Here is a 20,129-nt window from a genome sequence, read left to right as displayed (position 1 = left end):
GATAAATGATTTTGATTTAACTGCACACAGTAACGCCTTATTTTAACAAAAAGGGCGATAATATCATTAATCTAACCATTTCAGGTAATGCTTTGGTATTATGCAAGATATGTAGGTATTAATGCGGCAGGCACGCAAATTATCGACACGCTGTTAATGAAAGGTTTATTGGGCTTATCTGCAGAGAAGCAATTATAGAGCCAGTACGCGCTGCGTATACCATTGGCAGAACAGAACGTTCGAATGAAGCGGCTGAATTCTTACGCAACATAATTTTCATCGGATAAATGTTGATGGTTAATGGGCGATTAAACCATTCAGTGAGGGGTATCGAAAATGAAGACATGGCTGATAACTGGAGCTTCACGTGGTCTTGGTTTGGTCATCGCCAGGGCTGCATTGAAAAACGGTGATAACGTTATCGCTACAGCCCGACGACCTGAAAATCTTTCGGAACTTAACGACATAGCGGACGGACGGCTATTATCAGTAAAGCTGGAGCTGAACGACCCTGAATCCATTAAGGAGGCGGTTAAGTCAGGACTTGAGGCTTTTGGGGGCCTGAATGTTCTCGTTAATAACGCCGGGTACGGTCAGTTAGGTTTTTTTGAGGAGATTGATGCAGATGCCGTTGAAGCGCAAATGGCTGTCAACTTTCTGGGTACGCTTAATGTTACCCGTGCAGTTCTGCCCGTCATGCGTAAAGCCGGAAGCGGTCATATCATCAATATCGCTTCCATAGCTGGCATTGAAGGTTTCGTGGGTTCGTCTGTTTATTGCGCGTCAAAACATGCAATGGCTGGCTGGTCTGAAGGTCTCGCACAGGAGGTTGCTGATTTTGGCATCGCCGTTACGTGCCTTTATCCGGGCCGCTTCAGGACGGATTTCCTTGACCGAAGTTCCGTTCGTTATGGATCAGTGAGCATTGATGCCTATGCAACTGAATCGCAAAAACGGATAGAAGAACTGGATGCTGGTAATCATGTGCAACCTGGAGATCCGGAAAAACTTGCCAGCGTGTTAATAGAAATCACGAATATGCCCGAGCCGCCGGTCATTCTTCCGCTTGGCAGCGACGCGCTTAAAGTCTTTGAGAAGAAGAGAGAGCAAATTGATTCAGTCATTAAAAAATATGGTGATCTGACGTCTTCGACTGACTTCTGACAACTTACCTTTTTAAATTGGGGATTGGCGCTCCCCTTTTCCTTGAAAAGGAATGTCCGCTTCTGGCACAAAGCGGACGGACGTCCGGCTAATGTTCGATATGAGCGAGAAGCGGACATCGTGTTTAAGATAATATCGCCTAACTCAAACGGCCACCAGAACCTAACGTTCAAGTAGATGTGTGGCAATTCCCCATCTGAGCGCAGTGCATTTTCCATCCAAAAAATCGAAAACGGAGTAAGTCGCATTGGGGTGAGCGTACCGGGTAAAGTTATCGATAGTCCCTTCTTTGAGTATTGCCAGCACTCCCTGACTGACATGCCCATGCGACACGATATATACGCAATGATGTTGTTTGGTGCCTTGCAGATTTTGTAAGAAACTTATTACTCGTTGAGTTGCCTGTGCTAATGACTCTCCCTCTAGCGGACAATACTCCGCATCAAATTTGAATAACGCATTTGCATCTTTCGGATGGTGTTGAAGGAGCTGTGTCGTTGACATGCCTTTAAACTGACCAAATGCCTGTTCTTCAAGGGCTGTTTCAGCTACCAATGAGCAACTAAAGCACTCAGACAGGCTCTGTCCCATTTGCCAGGTACGACCAAGTGGAAAAGCATAAACACGTTCAACCTGGTAATCACTCGCGACAAATGCTGCCAGTAAGGCTGATGTTTGGCGCTCCCCCCGGAGAGTCAACGTACTATCGCTATGCCCCTGAATAACACCTCTCTCATTCCACTCTGTTTCTGCGTGTCGAACAAGAATCACTTTCATCGTTAGTGGACCATGCATGTTGTTGATTTAAATGTCCTGGACCAAACATACCAGCCAGCTGTAGCGGAATTCTTTCTGTTCCGGACGAAAAACAGGAAAAAGTTTAGCTGAATGCAAACCGGGATGGCCTGTCTCACGAAGGATGCATCGAACGTAGATAATGTCCGCTCCTGGCACAAAGCGGCCCTACCCCCTGCGCACTCCGCTATCAACAACACGCTGCCATCACAGCTAAAGCAAAGCATCAGGTGATTATTGAGACTTAACCTGTTAGTTTAAAACGATGAAAACTTGCTCAGCTCTGTCTTCCGCAATCATTATTATCACCTTGCACGTTCAGGTGGGATAACGTTTGCCATTTTCCCGCCGGTAAGGCGGGCCTTACCGGTAATCAACCAGTGAGGTCAGCCATGAACACCACCGATGTCGCATCACCTGAGAAAGCCACGCTTCACCTGTTATGTGGAAAAATTGCGTCGGGTAAATCCACGTTATCCGCAAAATTAGGTGCTGCACCACATACTCTCATTATCAGTGAGGATCGCTGGCTTGCAGCGCTCTATGCCGATGAAATGCACACGGTCGCGGATTACGTGCAGTATTCCTCTAAACTCAGAAATGCCATGAAACCGCATCTGGTGTCATTACTTAACGCGGGGATGTCGGTAGTGCTGGATTTTCCGGCTAATACACCCGCCAGTCGTGAATGGATGATGAGTATCATTAAAGCATCAGGTGCTGCTAACCACCTGCATTTCCTTAACGTCCCTGATGAGGTGTGTAAGAGCCGATTACGTGCCCGTAACGCAGCTGGCACCCACGATTTTGCCGCTTCAGATAAACAGTTTGAAATCATAAGCCGTTATTTCTCAGCGCCAGCGGCTGATGAAGGTTTCAATATTATTGAATACCGCTCTTAAGCCGCCGGGTTGCGGCTTATGACGTGCTAATTCCATGACGCAGCCGGATTATGCGCCATTAAACGGCGCCCGATAACGGCGCCGTTTGTTCATCAAGGCTGGTTACCCCTCTCCCCTGCCGATTTGCCAGATGCCGGTTGGCGGCGTGCCGTTGACTTTCCAGTCACCGATGTCGCGCGCTTTGTAGATTACCGGGTTATGCGACGAGACGGTGCGCGCATTGCGCCAGTGACGATCCAGCGCTTTGCTGACGCGCGTATCCGACGCGCCAAGCGCATTAAACAATTCGGTGGCAGCACGCGGCACCAGCTCGCTGGCGATCACCTGCGCCTGTCCGGCCTCGGCTTCCGCCAGGTTGTTGATGGCGGCGATGGCCGCTTCATCGGCACTGACGTGCGCTTCATACGCTGATTGCAGTGAATGGGTAGCGCGAATCACTGTGGCTTCGACGGCAAATGCCAGACTGGTGATCTCGCCCACCACCTGCAGCACCTGCGCATCCTGCCGCGAGGCAGCTCCGTTGCCGTGACTGTAAACGCGGTTTCGTGCGGCAACGGCTGCCGCGCCGTCCCGCGCCACCGCGCGCGCAATGCCCGCCAGCGTCGCCAGCAACACATGCTGGTAATACGCGGTCTGATAACGGAAGCGCGTGGCAAAATCATACACGTGCTGCGTCTCCACATGCGCGTGCTCGAAGCGCGTCGTGCCGCTGCCGGTCAGGCGCTGGCCAAATCCGTCCCAGTCATCTTCACGCGTGACGCCCGGCTGATGCGTATTAACCAGCGCGATCACGTCACCCTGATTGTCATCGCGGCGTGCGTAAACGTCTATCCAGTCGGCGAACAGCGCACCGGTGCTGTAAAACTTCTCGCCATTTAGCGTCCAGCCATTGGCGGCAGGCGTAACGCGGGTGATCACGTCGCCCAGCCTGACGTTGCCAATCTCCGTCCAGCCGCTGCCCACCAGCTCGCCATCAACAAAACGGCGAAACCACGCATCGCGCTCCACATTGTCCGGCTGGTTGAGCCGGTCCTCGACAAAAGCAAAGTGCGCGCGTAGCGCCTGCGGCAGGTTGGAATCCGCTTCCGCCAGCTCAGTCAACAGCTGAAACAGCTGCGGCAGCGAGGCGCCCCAGCCACCTTTTTGCTGTGGAATACGCACCGTGCCAAAGCCGGCCTCCTTCAGCCACTGCAGTGGTTCATAAGGCAAGGTACGCGTACGCTCGCGTTCCGCCGCGCCCGCCGCGATGCGGGCAAACAGCGGTCGGAAGTGCGCCGCCAGCGTGTCATAGTCAGTACCGGTAGAGAGAATGCTCATGTTTTACTCCTGAGGGGAAAGGTCGTCGATGTCGTGGCGGGTCGGTTCGTGACGCACCGCCAGCAGGAAAAAGATCGGAATGATGGCGGCCAGCGATACCACCCAGAACATGTTGGTGCCGAGCGCCGCCTGCAGAATTGGCAGAATGAACAGCGCCAGCGCACTGCCGATGCCCGACAGCGCACGGCTAAAGCCGACGCCAGTCGCGCGAATCGAGGTGGGATACGAGAGCGCCGGATAGACCATCAGCTGCGCGCCCGGGCCAAAGCCTTCAGCGAACAGCCACAGCCCGAGCATCAGCACCGCGAACACGATGCCCACCAGCGCCTGCGGGTGGCCAATCAGTGCCAGCGCCACCAGCGCCAAAAACTGCAGCGCAAAGCCAGCGATCGCCACGTGGCGTGACGGATATTTCCACGCCAGGCGCATCCCCAGCAGCCCGCCGGTAAAGGCAAACAGCGCGTTCAGCCCCAGCGAAGCTGAGATGGTCTCGAACACACCGGCACCAAGAAATTGCGCCAGTATCGACGGCAGGAAGAAGGCGATGGCGGTGTACTCAAACGAAATACAGATATTCATTACGCCGGCAACGATGGTGCGTTCACGCCACGGCTTCTGGAACAGTACGCGAAAACTCACCTTCGGTGCCGCCGCCGCGGGTGGCGTTTCTGGTTCTGCTTCGTGTGCATGAATACCGTACGAATCACGCAGGATACGCACCGCCGAGGTCAGATCGCCCTGATTCGCGGCCCACAACGGTGATTCATTCATGAACTTACTGCGTACCGCGATGATCAACAGCGCAGGTACCGCGCCAAACAGCAGCGAGGCGCGCCATAGCCAGTCGAGATGCTCTTTAGGCAGCAGAAAATAGAGGCCAAAAATCAGCAGGAAACACACAGTGGAAGCCGCATACCACATCGGGCACCAGGCCGCGAGCCGTGCGGCTTTGTTGCCTTTGCCGGCAAATTTAGAGAATTCCGCCAGATAAGACATCGCCACCGGCAGATCGATGCCCACGCCAATGCCCATCAGGAAACGCGCGCCAATCAGCACCCAGACGTTGGGTGCTAAGCCCGCCGCAATCGCCGATACGACAAAAAACAGCATGTCGGCCATGAACACCGAATAGCGGCCGTATTTATCCGTCAGCCAGCCACCAATCAGGTTGCCGACGATGGTGCCGACCATGATAGATGAGGTGACCAGCCCGGTGATAAACGGCGATAGCTGAAACTCGCGCACCACATCATCAATGCCGTACGACAGCGTAGTCAGGTCGTAGGCGTCCAGGAACACGCCACCCAACGCGAGAAACACAATCATGCGCGCATAGTTGTTTTTGCTACTGCGGGTGTTGATCAGCCTTGCCACATCACTGACCGAACGTACCGGTTGCGAAGCCGGCAAGGTGTTTTCTAAAGGAAGAGTACTCATAACGCCTCACGTCTGTTTTTGTTGTGCAGGTGAGGTGGTTATAAGCGCTTTATGCAGGGAACCAAAGCAACAATATTTGCTATTAATTACAATATAATCAATAAGATAAAAAAGACACCAACACTAAAACCCGGACGCGCAATGCGGGTCCGGGTAGCGTATTCGGCAGTAAAGTTATTCAGCAGAAACCGGCACCAGTACGCCTTTGACCAGCGGGTCATCGGTGGTTTTTAGCCACTGCTGTACGCGCGGATCGGCAAATGCCTGTCTGAGTTTGACGATATTCTCCTGCTCCAGGTAAGGCGTACCGATCACCAGCTGCGAGGCAAAGGTGCGCGGCGCGGGCGGGAACAGAATGCCTTTGTCACGCGGGACTTTACCGGCGTCAAACTGCGACACATAACCAATCGCCGCATCGACCGAATTAAGCGCCCGCGGCATGGTCAGCAGATCCAGCTCTTTGAACACGAAACCGTGCGGATTACCGACAATGTTTTTCAGTTTGGCGGTGCGCGGTTCTACCGTCGGATCGAGGGTGATCAATCCCTGACGCGCCAGCAGCCAGAGCGCCTGGCCCTGATTCGCCCCATCGTCGGGCACCACAATGGTTGCGCCCTGCGGCAGATCCGCCACAGAGTGGTAGCGATCGGAGTAAATACCAAAGGCCCACTGGAACAGAGGCAGGCTGGAAGTGAGCTGGAAGCCGTTAGCATCGACCACCTGCTTCAGCCACCACTGATGCTGATAGACCGTCGCAGCATACTGCCCTTCTGCTACCGCACGGTCCGCCTGCACCGGATCCTGCACACCGACCGCCTCCAGCTTCAGGCCGTAGTCCGGCGCGATATGCTCACCCACATAGTCAATCAGCTTCTGTTCCCCGGCCATTGCCGGCTCATAATGCACTTTCAGCGTGGTGCCAAACACCACCGCCTGCGGCTGCTGGCTGCGCCACAACCAGCCAGCGACGGCCAGCAAAATGACCACTATAATCAGCAGCAGCCACGGCCAGCGGCGTGTTTTACGTAACTCAAATTCTTGTGTTGTCATAACGATGTCCCCTGAGGATGGCGCAAGGCCGCAACCAGCCGGTCGCCGAAAAATTGAATGGTCTGAATCAGTGCAATTAACACCACGATGGTGGCGATCATGATGTGGTTATCGAACCGCTGATAGCCATACACCACCGCCAGGTAGCCAATGCCGCCAGCGCCAATGGTGCCGGCGATGGCCGAGTACTCAATCATGGAGATCAGGTTGAGCGTGATGGCTGCGACAATCGCCGGCAGCGCTTCACTCAGCTGGGCGGAGCGGATGATCTGCCAGCGCGAACCGCCGCACACCAGCCCCACGGCGGTAACTTCTCCGGGCAGCTCGCGTAATGCGTTGTCGACCAGGCGGCCAAAGAAAGGAATCCCGGCGGCGATCATCGGTACCACCGCCGCCGGAATACCGATGGTGGTGCCGGTGAGCCAGAAGGTAAACGGAATGATGGCCGCCATCAGCACCAGAAACGGTAACGAGCGCCCCATATTGACGATCCAGCTCAGCACCCGATGCACGCCGCGCTGCGGAAACAGTCCGCGCGGCGAGGTGTTAAACAGCACCACGCCAACCACGCCACCGAGGCTCACCACAAACAGCATCACAATGGCAACCATCAGCGCGGTTTCACCCAGCGCTGGCAGCATCAGTGCCGGAATTTCAGGCCAGGGCGTGTCCTGGCTTATCACGGATACGCTCATACCGCCTCCCGCAAGGGCGGCATGCTGACAGCAACGCTGGCCGCCAGGCCATACTGCTCCAGCTGCGTCAGCAACCGTGCCAGCGGCACCTGCTCCTGCTGAAAATGAATGCCCACCTGCAACCGTCCGGCCTGGATGCCATTGACCCGCTCGACATGCGCACCCAGCAGATCCACCTTTAAAGCGAACTGCTGGCTGATGCGCGAAATCCAGTCGCTGGCCACCGCGACATCGGTACGGTAGCTAAGCTGCAGCACCAGTCCGGCATCACTGACTTGTGCCGTCAGCGGCAGCAGCCGCTGGCCGAGCGCGCTGTCCGGCTGTGCCAGCAGCGCACTGACGGTGCCATACTGCACTATCTCTCCATCGCGAATCTCGGCAACCGCATCCGCCGCCTGACGTACGGCATCCATTTCATGGGTGATCAGCACGATTGCCAGCCGGTAGTCGTCACGCAGTTTTTTCAGCAGCTCAAGGATGGTGACCGTCGCTTCCGGATCGAGGCCGGAGGTGGCTTCGTCGGCCAGCAGTACAGAGGGACGCAGCGCCAGCGCGCGGGCAATACCGATGCGCTGCCGCTGCCCACCGGAGAGCTGGGTGGGAAAGGCGCTGGCTTTGTGGCTCAGTCCGACACTCTCCAGCAGCTCGCCGACGCGGGCGCGGATATCGCGCTCGACCACACCGAGATAGCGCAGCGGCAGCGCGATATTTTCCCAGGCACTTTTACGCTGCAGCAGCGCGGAAGACTGAAATACCGTGCCGATGGCGCGGCGCAGCGCTTCGCCATCCAGCCGGGATAAGTCGCTGCCGTTAACCCGGATGCTGCCGCCGCTCGGCTGCTCCAGCAGGCTGATGCATTTCGCCAGCGTAGATTTTCCGGCACCGCTCGGTCCGACCACAGCGGTGATGCTGGCTTCCGGCACCTGCAGCGTGATGTTTTTCAGCACGTCGGTGACGCGACCGTCCGGCGCACGGTAGTGTTTACTCAGGCGCTCGATTTCGATCATATGACCTCCTGCTGCTGCGCGCTGCGTACGCGATAGCCAGCACCCGGATGCGGCGCACTGAGCTGCGGCCCGGCGGCAAACAGCTTTTCGCGTAGCGTGCCCGCGGCGTAATCCTGTTTGTAAACGCCGCGTTTTTGCAGCTCCGGAATCAGCAGCTCGACCACATCCTCAAAGGTTTCATGGGTCAGCGCATACGCCAGGTTGAAACCATCCACGTCGGTCTCCTCTACCCAGCTCTGTAGCTCATCCGCCACCGTTGCCGCACTGCCTACCAGCAGCGGGCCAAAACCGCCGATGCCCACCCAGTCAGCCAGGGCTTTCACCGTCCATTGACGATCGGGATCGGCAGTAGAGAAAGTTTCAACTGCTGACTGAATGGCGTTGGTGTGCAGGTATTTCAGCACCTGGTCCGGCTGATATTGTCCAAAGTCGATGCCGGTCCAGCCAGAAACCAGCGCCAGCGCGCCTTCGTAGCTGACCCAGTTTTTATACTCCTGCCACTTCGCCTGCGCCGCCCGATCGGTTTCACCGACAATCACCGTCTGCAGGTTGAAGATCAAAATACTGCGCGGATCGCGACCGGCTTCGGCAGCACGACGCCGGATGTCGGCCACGGTTTTCTTCAACAGCACTTTGGACGGCGCGGCGACAAACACACATTCTGCGTGCTCAGCCGCAAACTGTTTGCCGCGGCTCGATGCACCGGCCTGATATAGCACTGGCGTGCGCTGCGGCGAGGGTTCACACAGATGGATGCCCGGTACGTTAAAGAAGGTACCCTGATGGTTAATCGGATGGATTTTGCCGGGATCGCTAAAAATACGACGCTGACGATCGCGCAGCACCGCATCCTGCTCCCAGCTACCTTCCAGTAGTTTGTAGACCACCTGCAGGTACTCATCGGCATAGTCATACCGGCTGTCATGATCGGTTTGCGCTTTATGACCAATGTTGCGCGCGCCGCTCTCCAGATAGGAGGTAACGATGTTCCAGCCAATGCGGCCTTTGGTCAGATGGTCCAGCGTCGACAAACGGCGCGCGAACGGATATGGATGCTCAAACGACAGCGAGGCGGTTAAGCCGAAACCGAGGTGCTCTGTGACCAGCGCCATCGGCGTAATCAATGCCAGCGGATCGTTCACCGGCACCTGAGTAGCCTGGCGTATCGCCGCGTCACCGTTGCCGTTCAGCACATCGTAAATGCCGAGCACATCGGCTATGAACAGGCCGTCAAACTTGCCGCGCTCCAGCAGGCGCGCCAAATCAACCCAGTATTCCAGATCTTTATACTGCCATGAGCGGTCACGGGGATGGGCCCAGAGTCCGGGCGACTGGTGACCGACACAGTTCATATCAAAGGCATTCAGGCGTATTTCGCGTTGCGATGGCATAGCAATCTCCATAGCGAGGCCGTGATCGTGCAGCGACCCGGCGTTCGTCAGTTAATTTTCAGGATGTTGAGTGTTCAGGAGGCGGAAGGGGGACATCGCTCAGCGTGAGCGACAGGCAATACCTTAAGAATTTCATCCGCTACGGCGGCCGCGTGATCGGCCACCTGCGGCAACCCCATCAGCTCGCCAAATCGGGCGCGCGCCGCCGGGCCCACGACAAACAGGCGTGCGTTGGGCTGGCCGTGCCGGTTGAGGGTGCGCGAGCGGTGATCCACATCAATGCCGAAGCCGAGCGCATCGGCGCGGATCAGGCCCTGCTCGCTGAGCGATTGCAGCAGCGGCTGGCTGGTCGTCAGCGCTTCATGTCCCGGTCCGGTCGTGACAATCAGTTTATCCAGCACATGGTTTTGCCGGGTGCCATCGCGCTGACGCAGGGTGATTTCCAGCTGCTGCGGGTGAGCGTGAATCGCCACGAGGCGAGCGGCCAATACCTGCAGGCTACCTTGCTGCTGTCGCCGGGCGATGACGGCGGCGACCTGCGGGGCAATGCGATAGCGATGCACATCCCACCATGAACGCAGATGACGTGCAAAGCGTCGCTGTTCAGGCAGCGGGAGTGACTGCCAGATGGTTTGTCCCTGCACACGCACCTCATCAAGCACACGCTGCCACGGCAGCTGCTGCGCGGCGGCGCGAGCGACATCATTACGAATATGCCGCAGCCAGCAACGCGCGCTGGGCTGAGGTTGCGTGGCCAGTGTCCACTCCGGCCATTCGCCGCTGAGATTGGCGCGTGACAGTTGTCCGCGCCGTGAGAACGCCAGCAGCGGCCCCTGATGCTGACGCGTCGCCAGCGAAGCCACCACATCAGCCATGCTCAGGCCGGTGCCGACAATCGCCACCGATGCATCAGGCTCAACGCTATCCAGCACGCCTGGCTGCCACGGGTTGGCAATCAGCGCCGGATGGTCGGCAAACGGCTGTAGCATGCGTGGCAGCGACGGCGGTGGATGGCTGATGGCCAGTGCCAGGATGTCGCCAGTCAGGGTTTCACCGTTACTCAACAGCAGTTGTTGCCCTTCCCATGCCAGCGCACGCGCCTGAACGTGACGCAGAGTGACATGCGGATGCGCCTCAGCGGCGGCGGCAAACTGCTGCGCCAGATAGCGACCAAACAGCGCACGCTGCGGATACACCGCGCCATCGGCGCAGTGTGCTGCTGAGTCCAGTGAACATTCCGGCTGCTGACGATACCAGCGATCAAAGGCGCCCTGCTCTTCTCCGCTGAGCTGCATACGCGCAGCCGGCACGTTGATGCGGTGTGCCGGTTCCGGCGTGGAATAGGCAACACCGGCGCCGAGGCTGGCGCGCGGTTCGACCACTGTAATCAGTAGCGGCGCGAGCGACGTGCGGGCGAGGTGAATCGCCAGCGCTGTGCCGCTGAAGCCCCCGCCGACAATAATGATGTGCGCTGTTGCCATCGCCTTCTCCTGCATCAGCTGGCGCTCGTCTGTTTCGCCGATGGGCGCTTATCGCCGCCGATGGTTTCACCAAACGGACCAGTGTTAATGGTACGGGCGCGCTGCTGCTGACCGTGGGCCAGCGGTAACAGAGGCAGCAGCAATTCAGCCACGCGATGGGCCTCTTCCAGATGCGGATAGCCCGAAAGAATGAAGTTAGTCACGCCGAGCGCCCGGTATTCCCGGATGCGTTCAGCGACCTGCTGCGGGCTGCCCACCAGCGCGGTGCCGGCACCGCCGCGCACCAGTCCGACGCCTGCCCACAGATTCGGCGCAATGTAGAGGTTATCACGCGAACCGTTGTGCAGCGCACTCATGCGCGCCTGACCGGCGGAATCCATGCGGGCAAAAATCTTCTGCGCCTGAGCGATGGTGTCGTCATCCAGATGGGCAATCAGTTTATCCGCCGCCGCTCTGGCTTCTTCTTCGGTTTCACGCACAATCACATGCAGGCGGATACCGTATTCGAGTTTCCGGCCGCGTGACTCAGCGCGCTCACGCACGACCGCCAGTTTTTCTGCTACCTGCGCCGGTGGCTCTCCCCAGGTGAGATAGGTGTCAATCTGCTGCGCCGCCACGTCGATTGCTGCCTCCGATGAGCCACCAAAGTAGAGCGGTGGACCGTTTTCCTGCACCGGTGGAAACAGCACCTCAGCGCCTTCAACCTGAATATGCTCGCCCTGATAATCCACTTTTTCGCCGCGCATCAGCCGGCTATACACATCCAGAAACTCGCGAGTCACTTCATAACGTTCGCTGTGGTTGAGGAAGATGCCGTCGCCTTTGTTCTCTACCGGATCGCCGCCGGTGACCACGTTAATCAGCAGACGGCCTTCCGACAGACGATCCAGCGTGGTAGCCATGCGCGCTGCCAGCGTGGGTGGCTGTAACCCTGGCCGTACGGCGACCAGATAGCGCAGCCGGCGCGTCATTGGTGCCAGCGCGGAAGCCACCAGCCAGGAATCCTCACAGCTTTTGCCTGTCGGAATGAGGACGCCGTAAAAGCCCAGATTGTCGGCGGCCAGCGCGACCTGCTGTAAATAGGCTAAATCAACCGGGCGTCCGCCTTCTGTGGTACCCAGGTAACGGCCATCGCCGTGCGTCGGCAGGAACCAGAAGACATTTATGCTCTCGTGCGCAGAATCGGCCATTATGCTTATCCTATATAACTTTATGAGAAAACGTTCATTCATTACTTTCTATTTGGTTATATAGGCGTAAGCGAAAAGCATGCCAGGTTTTAACGAAACAGAGATTGTGCATTTTCAGTCAGTTAGGCCATCAGAACGCGTAATGTCTGTTGCAATTGCAACGCAACGCCAACAGCATTTGCTGCATATGCAACTGCTTATGCTTTTTTCCTGCTGTTCATTGCCACTTACCGGGTTTAGCGTGATGGCAGACCTTTACAGGAGCCATCTCATGCTGACACCTTACAATCAACCGGATTCACCTCGCCTGGTCGACCCGGCATCGCTGGCTTTCCAGTCGCTGCTGGATAAATTCGCACCCACCGACGCCACGGTACTTATTGTGGGCGAAACCGGCACCGGCAAAGAGGTGGTCGCGCGGTATCTGCATCACCACAGTCCACGCCGGCATGCCCCGTTTCTGGCCGTCAACTGCGGCGCCCTGACAGAAAGCCTGGCAGAAGCTGAATTGTTTGGACATGAGAAAGGTGCCTTTACCGGCGCGACTCAGGCGCACCCTGGCTGGTTTGAAGCGGCGCAGGGCGGCACGCTGCTGCTGGATGAGATAGGTGAACTGAGCCTGCCGCTGCAGGTTAAACTGCTGCGCGTCCTTCAGGAGCGTGAGATCACGCGCGTCGGTTCACGCAAGGCCATCAAAATAGACGTGCGCGTTATCGCCGCAACCCATGTCGATCTGGCGCAGGCAATTCGCGAACGGCGTTTTCGTGAAGATCTGTTTTATCGTCTGAATATCGCCGTTGTTCCCCTGCCACCGCTGCGCCAGCGTCGCGAGGATATCCCGCTGCTGGCCCAGCATTTCCTTTCCCTGTATGCACGCCGCCTTGGCCGTCCGGCACGTCGCCTGTCGCCTGACGCGCTGGAAGCACTGCGCGACTACAGCTGGCCCGGCAATATTCGTGAGCTGGAGAATACGCTGCACAATGCGGTGCTGCTCAGTCGCGATGAGACATTAACGCCGACGCAGCTGCGGCTGGCAGGTTACAGTGAACGTGGATACAGCGAAACGGACGATTCGACGCTGGATAGTTTTCTGCGCCAGCAGATTACACGCGAACCGCAACAGCTGTTTGATCGGGTGATTCAGAGTCTGATCAGTAACGCACTGGAAATAGCGGACAACAATCAGACGCAGGCCGCCACGCTGCTGGGCATTAGCCGGCACACGCTGCGCACGCATCTGGCACAGATGGGCGTCATAAAAGGGCGGCGCAAGTCCGCCGTCATGGCCTTCGCACACGCCAGCGGGGCCGCGCGCCCTGAACGCGAGTTGCGTATCGGCTATCAGAAATTTGGCAATCTTGGCGTATTGAAAGCGCGTCAGACGCTGGAACAGTGCTTTAACCAGCAGGGTATCAGCGTGGTGTGGAGTGAGTTTCCTGCCGGTCCGCAACTGTTATATGCGCTGCAAAATAATGAGATTGATTTCGGCACCACCGGTGAGGTGCCGCCCATCTTCGCGCAGGCCAGCGGTAACGCCGTGACTTATATCGCCTGGGAGCCACCCGCGCCGGGCAGCGTCGGGATTGTGGTGCCACGCGACAGTACTATCCACAGCCTGGCAGATTTGCGGGGTAAGCGTATCTCGGTCAATAAAGGATCGAATGTTCACTGGCTGCTGTTACAGCTGCTGGAGGAAGCCGGCATCGGTCTGGATGAAATTAAAGTGGTGTACACGCCGCCGAAATATCCGCTCACAGCCAGCGATTATCTGGCCGTCGATGCCTGGATGATGTGGGATCCGCTGCTAAGTGCCGCAGAAAGCAACGCCGATTTGCGCGTGCTGGAGAAGGGCGAAGGCCGGGTGCACAACCACCAGTTTTATCTGGCGCGCCATGATTATGTGCAGCAGCATGACGATATCGTGCAGCAGCTGGTGACGAGCCTGCAGCAAACCGGGACCTTTATTGATAATCATCGCCATGAAGCCGCCACTATGCTGGCGCAGGAACTGGGGCTGGAGTTCGCAGCCGTGGAACGTGCCTTATCCCGACGCAGCCACCAGACGCGGGCCATGGTTTTCCACGTCATCAAAGAACAGCAAACTATCGCTGACCGCTTTTATGCGCTCGGTTTGATTCATAAACCGGTGCGCGTGCGTGATGCAGTGTGGCAGTCGCCCAGCCAGACGGCGCTTATGGCATAGGGGCTACAGTAAAAGTTATCCACGTTTTCTGTGGATAACACATTGAATATCGTCTGGCTAAATCCCCGTTTTCTCACGGCAGCATGAAGATTTGCTGTGAAATTCGGGCGATTTCAGCCTGAAATCCTGCAGATAAAAACCCTTTTTTCAAACAGTTAGAGGTGAAATCGCCATGGCGAACGTCGCCTGATTCCGGCAAATTTCATTAAGGATTCCCCCTGCTGTTTTCACTGTCGATTTCGCATCCAGCAAAGCTTGCCATCATAAAAGTCTCAGACAGCGATGGCGCGGTTTCACCGTATTACATTGCTGAGCTGGCGATTTCAGCCTGAAATTCCGGCTAAGGTTAATTTGATTTCATGCACTTAGCGCTGAAATCACGCTGGCGAAGGATGAAATTTTGGGGGGAGATATCTGGTGGGTGAGGTAACAATCTGTAGCGGCACGGTACAGGGTGTACGGGATTGTTCTGCTACAGATTGCTTATCATCAGAGGTGAAGCGCTATTACTGATTGAGATACTTATTCAGCGTCTCGGTGATAACACGATCCAGCTCTTCCTGTAATTCTCTGGACTGGCGGTTAAACTCATAGCTAAACATGCGTCCGCGCGTTTTCTTGCGGGCGTAACGGTCTTTATCCGCGAAGGTCCACAGCGGTGTCGCCACCACTTTATCTTTAGCCGGCGCCTGCACCAGCGTCTGGCTACCGTTACGGACCAGCCTCAGGATGCCATTCTTGACTTCATCTTCCGCCAGGCCTTCACGCGCACAGACGCTGTCCACATCCATACCGATGGTTTCGATCAGAGCATCAACAGTCTGACCGGTTTCCTGCAGTTTTTCGTAGGCCTGCAACAGCGTTTTGTAGTCAGGATAGGTCAATTCTGAATGGTTCGGGAACAGGGTGACCAGCTCCAGCGGCACACTGGCAGCCTGCAGCGCGCGGGTCACTTTTGCCTGTGACAGCCCTTCAGTTTGCGCAATCTCTTTTTGCGACAGGCCGCTGTCTTTCAGTGACAGCAAACGCATGCCGACTTCACGCAGATTATGCTCACGCGCGGTCTGGATATCCTGCGCCAGACGACGGGCTTCTTCGGCAGAGATGGCAACGTCGGTAACCAGCACATCCAGCCCGGTTTTACAGTGCAGCGCGGCCGCCCGACGACGCGAACCATCGAGGATTTCAATCCGATCGCCACGCTTCACGCCGATGGCCGGGAAGAACTGCTGCAGTTTAATGGTACGGATGATATCGCGCAGTGACTCTGGCGTGAGACCGGACTGGTCACGGCCGTTGGTTTCCATCACCACGTACGTACGTTCTTCTATCTCTTTAGCCGTGATGTGTTCCAGGGTGAACAGGGCGCGTTTACCGGTGGAAAGGATAAACGTCTGGGAGTGGCCATCCTCGCTGGGTTCATTTTGTAACGGGCTCTGGCTGAAGGTGCGGCCAATAGTGATTCTTTTTGCGCTCATAATAACCTCAGTTCAGGCGGATAAATTCAATACGGTCAAAAACGGCTTTGGCAAAGTCTTCTGCCGCCGAACGCGCGTTTTTCAGGGCTTCGCTGCTGCCGACATAGGTAGATGGGTTAGCGGAGATAACCGTATCGAACGATTCACCGCAGCGTTCAAAGCCATCCAGCCGAGGTAGCGCCGCATCCAGCATATCGCCGCCAAATATCTCTTTCGCCAGGCTGTGACACATCTTGTGGTCCGCTTTATTCGACAGCTTGGACATAAAGCCAATGTTGCCCTGCAACCGGCAGGTGGCTCCCGACTCTTCGATGATGTCGATAAGCTCGGGCAGGCGCGTCAGATACTTCAGCGTGGAGTGGAAATCAACCTGTGCCGGCGGCACCGGCGTCATCAGCAAATCGGAAGCGGCAATGGCGTTTTTCAGGAAGGCATCCAGATGTGGGCCGCTGTCAATAAAGATGAAGTCGTAATCTTTTTTCAGCTTAGCCACCACGTTTTCATACAGCACCGCATGCACGTTTTGCTGCGGCAGATGCTCTGCACACAGCTCTTCCCAGCGTGAGGCAATGAAAGCGTCATCGATAGAGGCAGGCAGTACGTCAACGCCTGGAATAATCGACGGCACAATAAATTCGCTTTTCAGCTCGTCGCGGCTGACGTTTTGCAGCATCGCCTGAGCTGCGGTGGCTTCAACCAAACCGACCGAACGTTCATGATTCAGGAACATGGTGGCCGAAGACTGAGGATCGAGATCGATAACCAGGATGCGTAAATCTTCGAACAGCAGGTGCGGATGCGCGCGCAGCGCGTGCGCCAGCGATACCGTGGAAACGGTTTTAGACACGCCGCCTTTCAGGTTACCGACAAACAGCGTAAACGCTTCAGGATGGCGATCGCGGTATTTCGGGACGCCGCGATGATGGTAGATGTCGATAATATTTTGGATCGACATCGCGTACTTGGTGGAACTGCCGGCCGCGCGCTTATCAAACGGATAGCCGTTTTCTTCCATCTCGTTAACCGCGTAATCGACACTGGCGCGCGTCAGCTTGGGCAGCTTGGCTAACGCCGCTTTGGCATAAACCTGGTAAAAAGTATTCTCGTGCAACTCTTCTTTTTGCGCCTGAATCTGCTCCGTCAGGCTCATCAGCATTCTTTCTGAGCGTTGAGCGACTTTTAGAACTTGCTTCTCATCGTTAGCCATACTTGCTCCACACATGTAGGATTTATGACTTTATACCGAAATCCTGCACATGAGGCAAATCTATCTCATCTGTTCATCATCGGCTCGCGTTGTAAAAAGACCTTTTGCAAGAGGGGGTTAAACCAGACGTTCACTGCAGTCAGTAGCGCGCGTTGATTGTTTACCCATCAATTGATGAAAAGGTGCTCGGCGTAAGGGCGGCACTCTGCCACTGTTCACTGTAATCAGTAACCGACATCTCTGGCTGAAGCGGTCAATTACGGTGAAATGTTGCGCGCCGTTACCTGACAGAGCAGTCCGCACGTTCACTGTAATCAGCGGGTGGCGTAAAAAAATGGAATGCGTTCACTGTACTCAGCGTAACATTCACTGCAATCAGTAACCCTGCCGGAAGATTCACTGTAATCAGTAATCCTTTAGCGCAGGGACAGCGCTACCGGCGCCAGGGTGAGTCAGTGCGCAAGAGTAAATGTTCACTGTAGTCAGTTATTCCGCGCATCATCTGCTCACCAAATGGTCAGGATTCACTATAGTCAGCACAAGCCCACTACATTCTTCCCTCACTGACTGCCTGCAATGCACGGTGTGAGAGAGTGCTGCCAGCCAGTGCGAAGGGGAGAAGCTGCACACGATGAGAATTACGCGGTGTGCGATTGCGGGCTGGCGAGCATCACCTGCAGGAAAATTGGGCTGCGCCGCGGCGAGCGCCGTGCAGTGCCATGTTCAGGGCAGCCTTACTGGCGGCAATCTGCCAGCGCATCGATTGAAGCAGGTATGAGATTCACTGTAATCAGTAAACTGCGACGTCGATGCCAGCGACATTCACTGTAGTCAGTAAACTATGAATACCTTTTCGTCAATGTTCACTGTAATCAGTAATGTGACCGCGAGCAGATATTCATAACCTGATCGCTGCGGCGCATTCACTATAGTCAGTAAAAGGAAAAGCGTGTTTAAGCCTGAATCGCTGACCTGCCTCACTGAGCATTCACTGTAATCAGTAAACCCGATCATCTTTATCGCGCCAGGTTGAGAGATGGTCGCGCAGCACTGGGAAGGGCACTCAGCTAACAACATTCACTGTAATCAGTAGCCGGGTTCGCGCGCGATGCTCTTTGAAGCAGCAGTACCTGACGAACACATTCACTGTAATCAGTGCATGCCCGCTACGCCTCAACCCCGATAACGTTCACTATAGTCAGTAGCTGGCTTTATCTCCCTTGCAGGCCAGTGCCTGCGGTGAGGGTAGGGGAGTGTAGAGAACGTTCACTGCAATCAGTAACGCAGAGAGCCGTTTCATCATGAAATGACGTTCACTATAATCGGTAAACTTTCCCACGATTCACTGTAATCAGTGATAGTGACCAACCCTGTCACTTTTACTGGTTACTTTTACAGCACAATTACTGAATACAGTGAATGTATTGCTGCATATCGATTATTACGTTTAATTTTCAGTCAGATACGATAAAGCGTTCACTGTAATCAGTGAGGTCGTATGCTTACGTGTTCACTGTGGTCAGCAGAATCGCGCAGCAGACCAGACATTCACTGTAATCAGCCAGACGGTCTCTGAAATCGTAGACGAGATGTCTGTCAACCCACCTGGTAAGTACCCACTATCAATAAAAGCGCTGTTATGCATGAAAAGGAAGTTTGGAGGGTTTTTACGGAACAGGCGATACCGGCAGCGACCACTGATTACAGTGAATGCTACCAATTACAGTGAACAGATCAGATTGTGCTGATTACAGTGAATGAGGGTAAAGCGGCAGTGTCACTTTTAGGCTCAGTGACACTGCGCGAAGAGAGCTGACTGATTACAGTGAATGGGTGAAGTCAGTCTTCGAAATCGAGGTCTTCCAGCGAATCGATACTTTCCAGATTGCTGATACCATCGAGTTTGGGTGTGCGGCTGTGGATGATGAAAAATACCGAACGGCCCCGTTTCACTTCGGAGTAGTCCAGATAGCCAATCTCTTTCAGTTGCTCCATGGCGCGCCGCACCACATGGTTTTGCGTGGTGGTTTTTGAGCCGAGATTAAGGCGCATGCGTAAGCGCGCCAGGGAGATAGGCGCCGGATTAGTGGGCAGGCTTTCCAGATAGGTATACAGCGCCTGCGCCGACTCCTTACGCTTGAGGCGCGAGATAGCACGCAGCTGCAGCAGCACCTTGTGGTCGAAGTTATACAGCTCAAACAGCTTAGGATCGGCCTGAATACGCACCAGATCTTTCTCACGATCGTAGTAAGCCGACTGCACCAGGTGCGTGTGGTAGGCCTTACCATTCCCCTCAAACGACAGGGTATTGGTTGCGATGCGTCGCAGCGAGGCGTCAAGACGCTTACGCAGCGCCGCGGACGAGTTGGCTGAGGGAATACCGCACATCTTGACGAAGTCGATAAACGGCAGCGTGACGGTGTCGCCTTTCGACGGATAACGCGAGAAAGACTGAATGATGCCGGCCCAGGTTTTGAAATCATTATCCATATCCAGCCGTGCGCCAGTGATGGTAATCTTTTCATAACCTTCCGCTTTCACCAGCGACAGGTTTTTGAGCTCTTTGGTGGCATCGGTTGAAGCCATTGCGCCGGATTTTCCGCGCGCCGTTGACTTCAGGGTAGGAACAAACAGACCCAGGCGCATCAGTGCGACCGGTTGTACGGTGTTATTTTTATTCGGATGAAGCTGAATAACTTCACCACTGTTTTTCGTCACCGACAGAAAAGGTTCAAGTAACGCCTTGTTTTCACTCTCTTTATCTGCCATAGCCTGAGATCTTCATTCTGTGGATGAAAAGGATCGGTATCTG

15 protein-coding genes are annotated in these 20,129 nt (G+C 55.6%); 3 read left to right on the top strand and 12 right to left on the bottom strand.

Annotated features, from left to right (window positions below):
* Positions 1 to 336: 336 nt before the first annotated feature.
* A complete protein-coding gene (locus AC6I8F_RS19505) occupies positions 337 to 1,164 on the top strand; it encodes an SDR family NAD(P)-dependent oxidoreductase (protein WP_498028928.1) in 828 nt (275 codons plus the stop codon).
* Positions 1,165 to 1,326: 162 nt separating this feature from the next.
* Here the strand turns inward: AC6I8F_RS19505 and AC6I8F_RS19500 are convergent, their stop codons facing one another.
* Positions 1,327 to 1,941 carry a histidine phosphatase family protein gene (locus tag AC6I8F_RS19500; RefSeq protein ID WP_498028927.1) on the bottom strand — a complete coding sequence of 205 codons (615 nt, stop codon included), beginning with the start codon at positions 1,939 to 1,941 and terminating at the stop codon, positions 1,327 to 1,329.
* 410 nt (positions 1,942 to 2,351) lie between these two features.
* On the opposite strand from AC6I8F_RS19500, the gene AC6I8F_RS19495 reads away from it, so the two are divergent.
* Complete coding sequence (locus AC6I8F_RS19495; RefSeq protein ID WP_264444316.1) at positions 2,352 to 2,861, top strand: P-loop nucleotide/nucleoside kinase family protein; 510 nt, start codon at positions 2,352 to 2,354, stop codon at positions 2,859 to 2,861.
* A gap of 102 nt (positions 2,862 to 2,963) precedes the next feature.
* Here the strand turns inward: AC6I8F_RS19495 and AC6I8F_RS19490 are convergent, their stop codons facing one another.
* The 8 genes from AC6I8F_RS19490 to ssuD form a co-directional block, all read right to left on the bottom strand.
* The gene (locus AC6I8F_RS19490) at positions 2,964 to 4,178 is read right to left on the bottom strand and encodes an acyl-CoA dehydrogenase family protein (RefSeq protein WP_264444314.1); all 1,215 of its coding nucleotides are present in this window, start codon (positions 4,176 to 4,178) and stop codon (positions 2,964 to 2,966) included.
* A 3-nt stretch (positions 4,179 to 4,181) separates the two neighbouring features.
* Positions 4,182 to 5,615 (bottom strand): MFS transporter, encoded by a 1,434-nt coding sequence (locus tag AC6I8F_RS19485; RefSeq protein ID WP_058758925.1) that lies wholly within the window; start codon positions 5,613 to 5,615, stop codon positions 4,182 to 4,184.
* Positions 5,616 to 5,789: 174 nt separating this feature from the next.
* Positions 5,790 to 6,665, bottom strand: coding sequence for a MetQ/NlpA family ABC transporter substrate-binding protein (locus AC6I8F_RS19480; RefSeq protein WP_058770426.1), 876 nt, complete (start codon positions 6,663 to 6,665; stop codon positions 5,790 to 5,792).
* Positions 6,662 to 7,360: a methionine ABC transporter permease gene (locus tag AC6I8F_RS19475; RefSeq protein WP_058770425.1), complete on the bottom strand. Its 699-nt coding sequence runs from the start codon at positions 7,358 to 7,360 to the stop codon at positions 6,662 to 6,664. Before AC6I8F_RS19475 ends, AC6I8F_RS19480 begins: the two co-directional genes overlap by 4 nt.
* Positions 7,357 to 8,367, bottom strand: a complete 1,011-nt coding sequence (locus AC6I8F_RS19470; protein ID WP_498028926.1) for a methionine ABC transporter ATP-binding protein — start codon at positions 8,365 to 8,367, stop codon at positions 7,357 to 7,359. Before AC6I8F_RS19470 ends, AC6I8F_RS19475 begins: the two co-directional genes overlap by 4 nt.
* Positions 8,364 to 9,758, bottom strand: coding sequence for an LLM class flavin-dependent oxidoreductase (locus tag AC6I8F_RS19465; RefSeq protein WP_058770423.1), 1,395 nt, complete (start codon positions 9,756 to 9,758; stop codon positions 8,364 to 8,366). Before AC6I8F_RS19465 ends, AC6I8F_RS19470 begins: the two co-directional genes overlap by 4 nt.
* Before the next feature lie 74 nt (positions 9,759 to 9,832).
* Positions 9,833 to 11,239, bottom strand: a complete 1,407-nt coding sequence (locus AC6I8F_RS19460) for an FAD/NAD(P)-binding protein (protein ID WP_498028925.1) — start codon at positions 11,237 to 11,239, stop codon at positions 9,833 to 9,835.
* Positions 11,240 to 11,253: 14 nt separating this feature from the next.
* Positions 11,254 to 12,429, bottom strand: coding sequence for an FMNH2-dependent alkanesulfonate monooxygenase (gene ssuD, locus AC6I8F_RS19455; RefSeq protein WP_498028924.1), 1,176 nt, complete (start codon positions 12,427 to 12,429; stop codon positions 11,254 to 11,256).
* Positions 12,430 to 12,700: 271 nt separating this feature from the next.
* On the opposite strand from ssuD, the gene AC6I8F_RS19450 reads away from it, so the two are divergent.
* A complete protein-coding gene (locus AC6I8F_RS19450; protein WP_127835049.1) occupies positions 12,701 to 14,632 on the top strand; it encodes a sigma-54-dependent Fis family transcriptional regulator in 1,932 nt (643 codons plus the stop codon).
* Between the two features lie 506 nt (positions 14,633 to 15,138).
* On the opposite strand, the gene AC6I8F_RS19445 is transcribed toward AC6I8F_RS19450, so the two are convergent.
* The 3 genes from AC6I8F_RS19445 to AC6I8F_RS19435 form a co-directional block, all read right to left on the bottom strand.
* Positions 15,139 to 16,110: a ParB family protein gene (locus AC6I8F_RS19445; protein ID WP_125311077.1), complete on the bottom strand. Its 972-nt coding sequence runs from the start codon at positions 16,108 to 16,110 to the stop codon at positions 15,139 to 15,141.
* A gap of 7 nt (positions 16,111 to 16,117) precedes the next feature.
* Positions 16,118 to 17,317 carry an AAA family ATPase gene (locus AC6I8F_RS19440; RefSeq protein ID WP_058770419.1) on the bottom strand — a complete coding sequence of 400 codons (1,200 nt, stop codon included), beginning with the start codon at positions 17,315 to 17,317 and terminating at the stop codon, positions 16,118 to 16,120.
* A gap of 1,839 nt (positions 17,318 to 19,156) precedes the next feature.
* A complete protein-coding gene (locus AC6I8F_RS19435; RefSeq protein WP_021508802.1) occupies positions 19,157 to 20,086 on the bottom strand; it encodes a RepB family plasmid replication initiator protein in 930 nt (309 codons plus the stop codon).
* Positions 20,087 to 20,129 lie beyond the last annotated feature (43 nt).

It is taken from the genome of gamma proteobacterium symbiont of Axiagastus rosmarus (genome assembly GCF_059730925.1).
The sequence above is the reverse complement of the archived record's forward strand: the minus strand, read 5'-3'. Positions and strand labels throughout refer to the sequence as shown.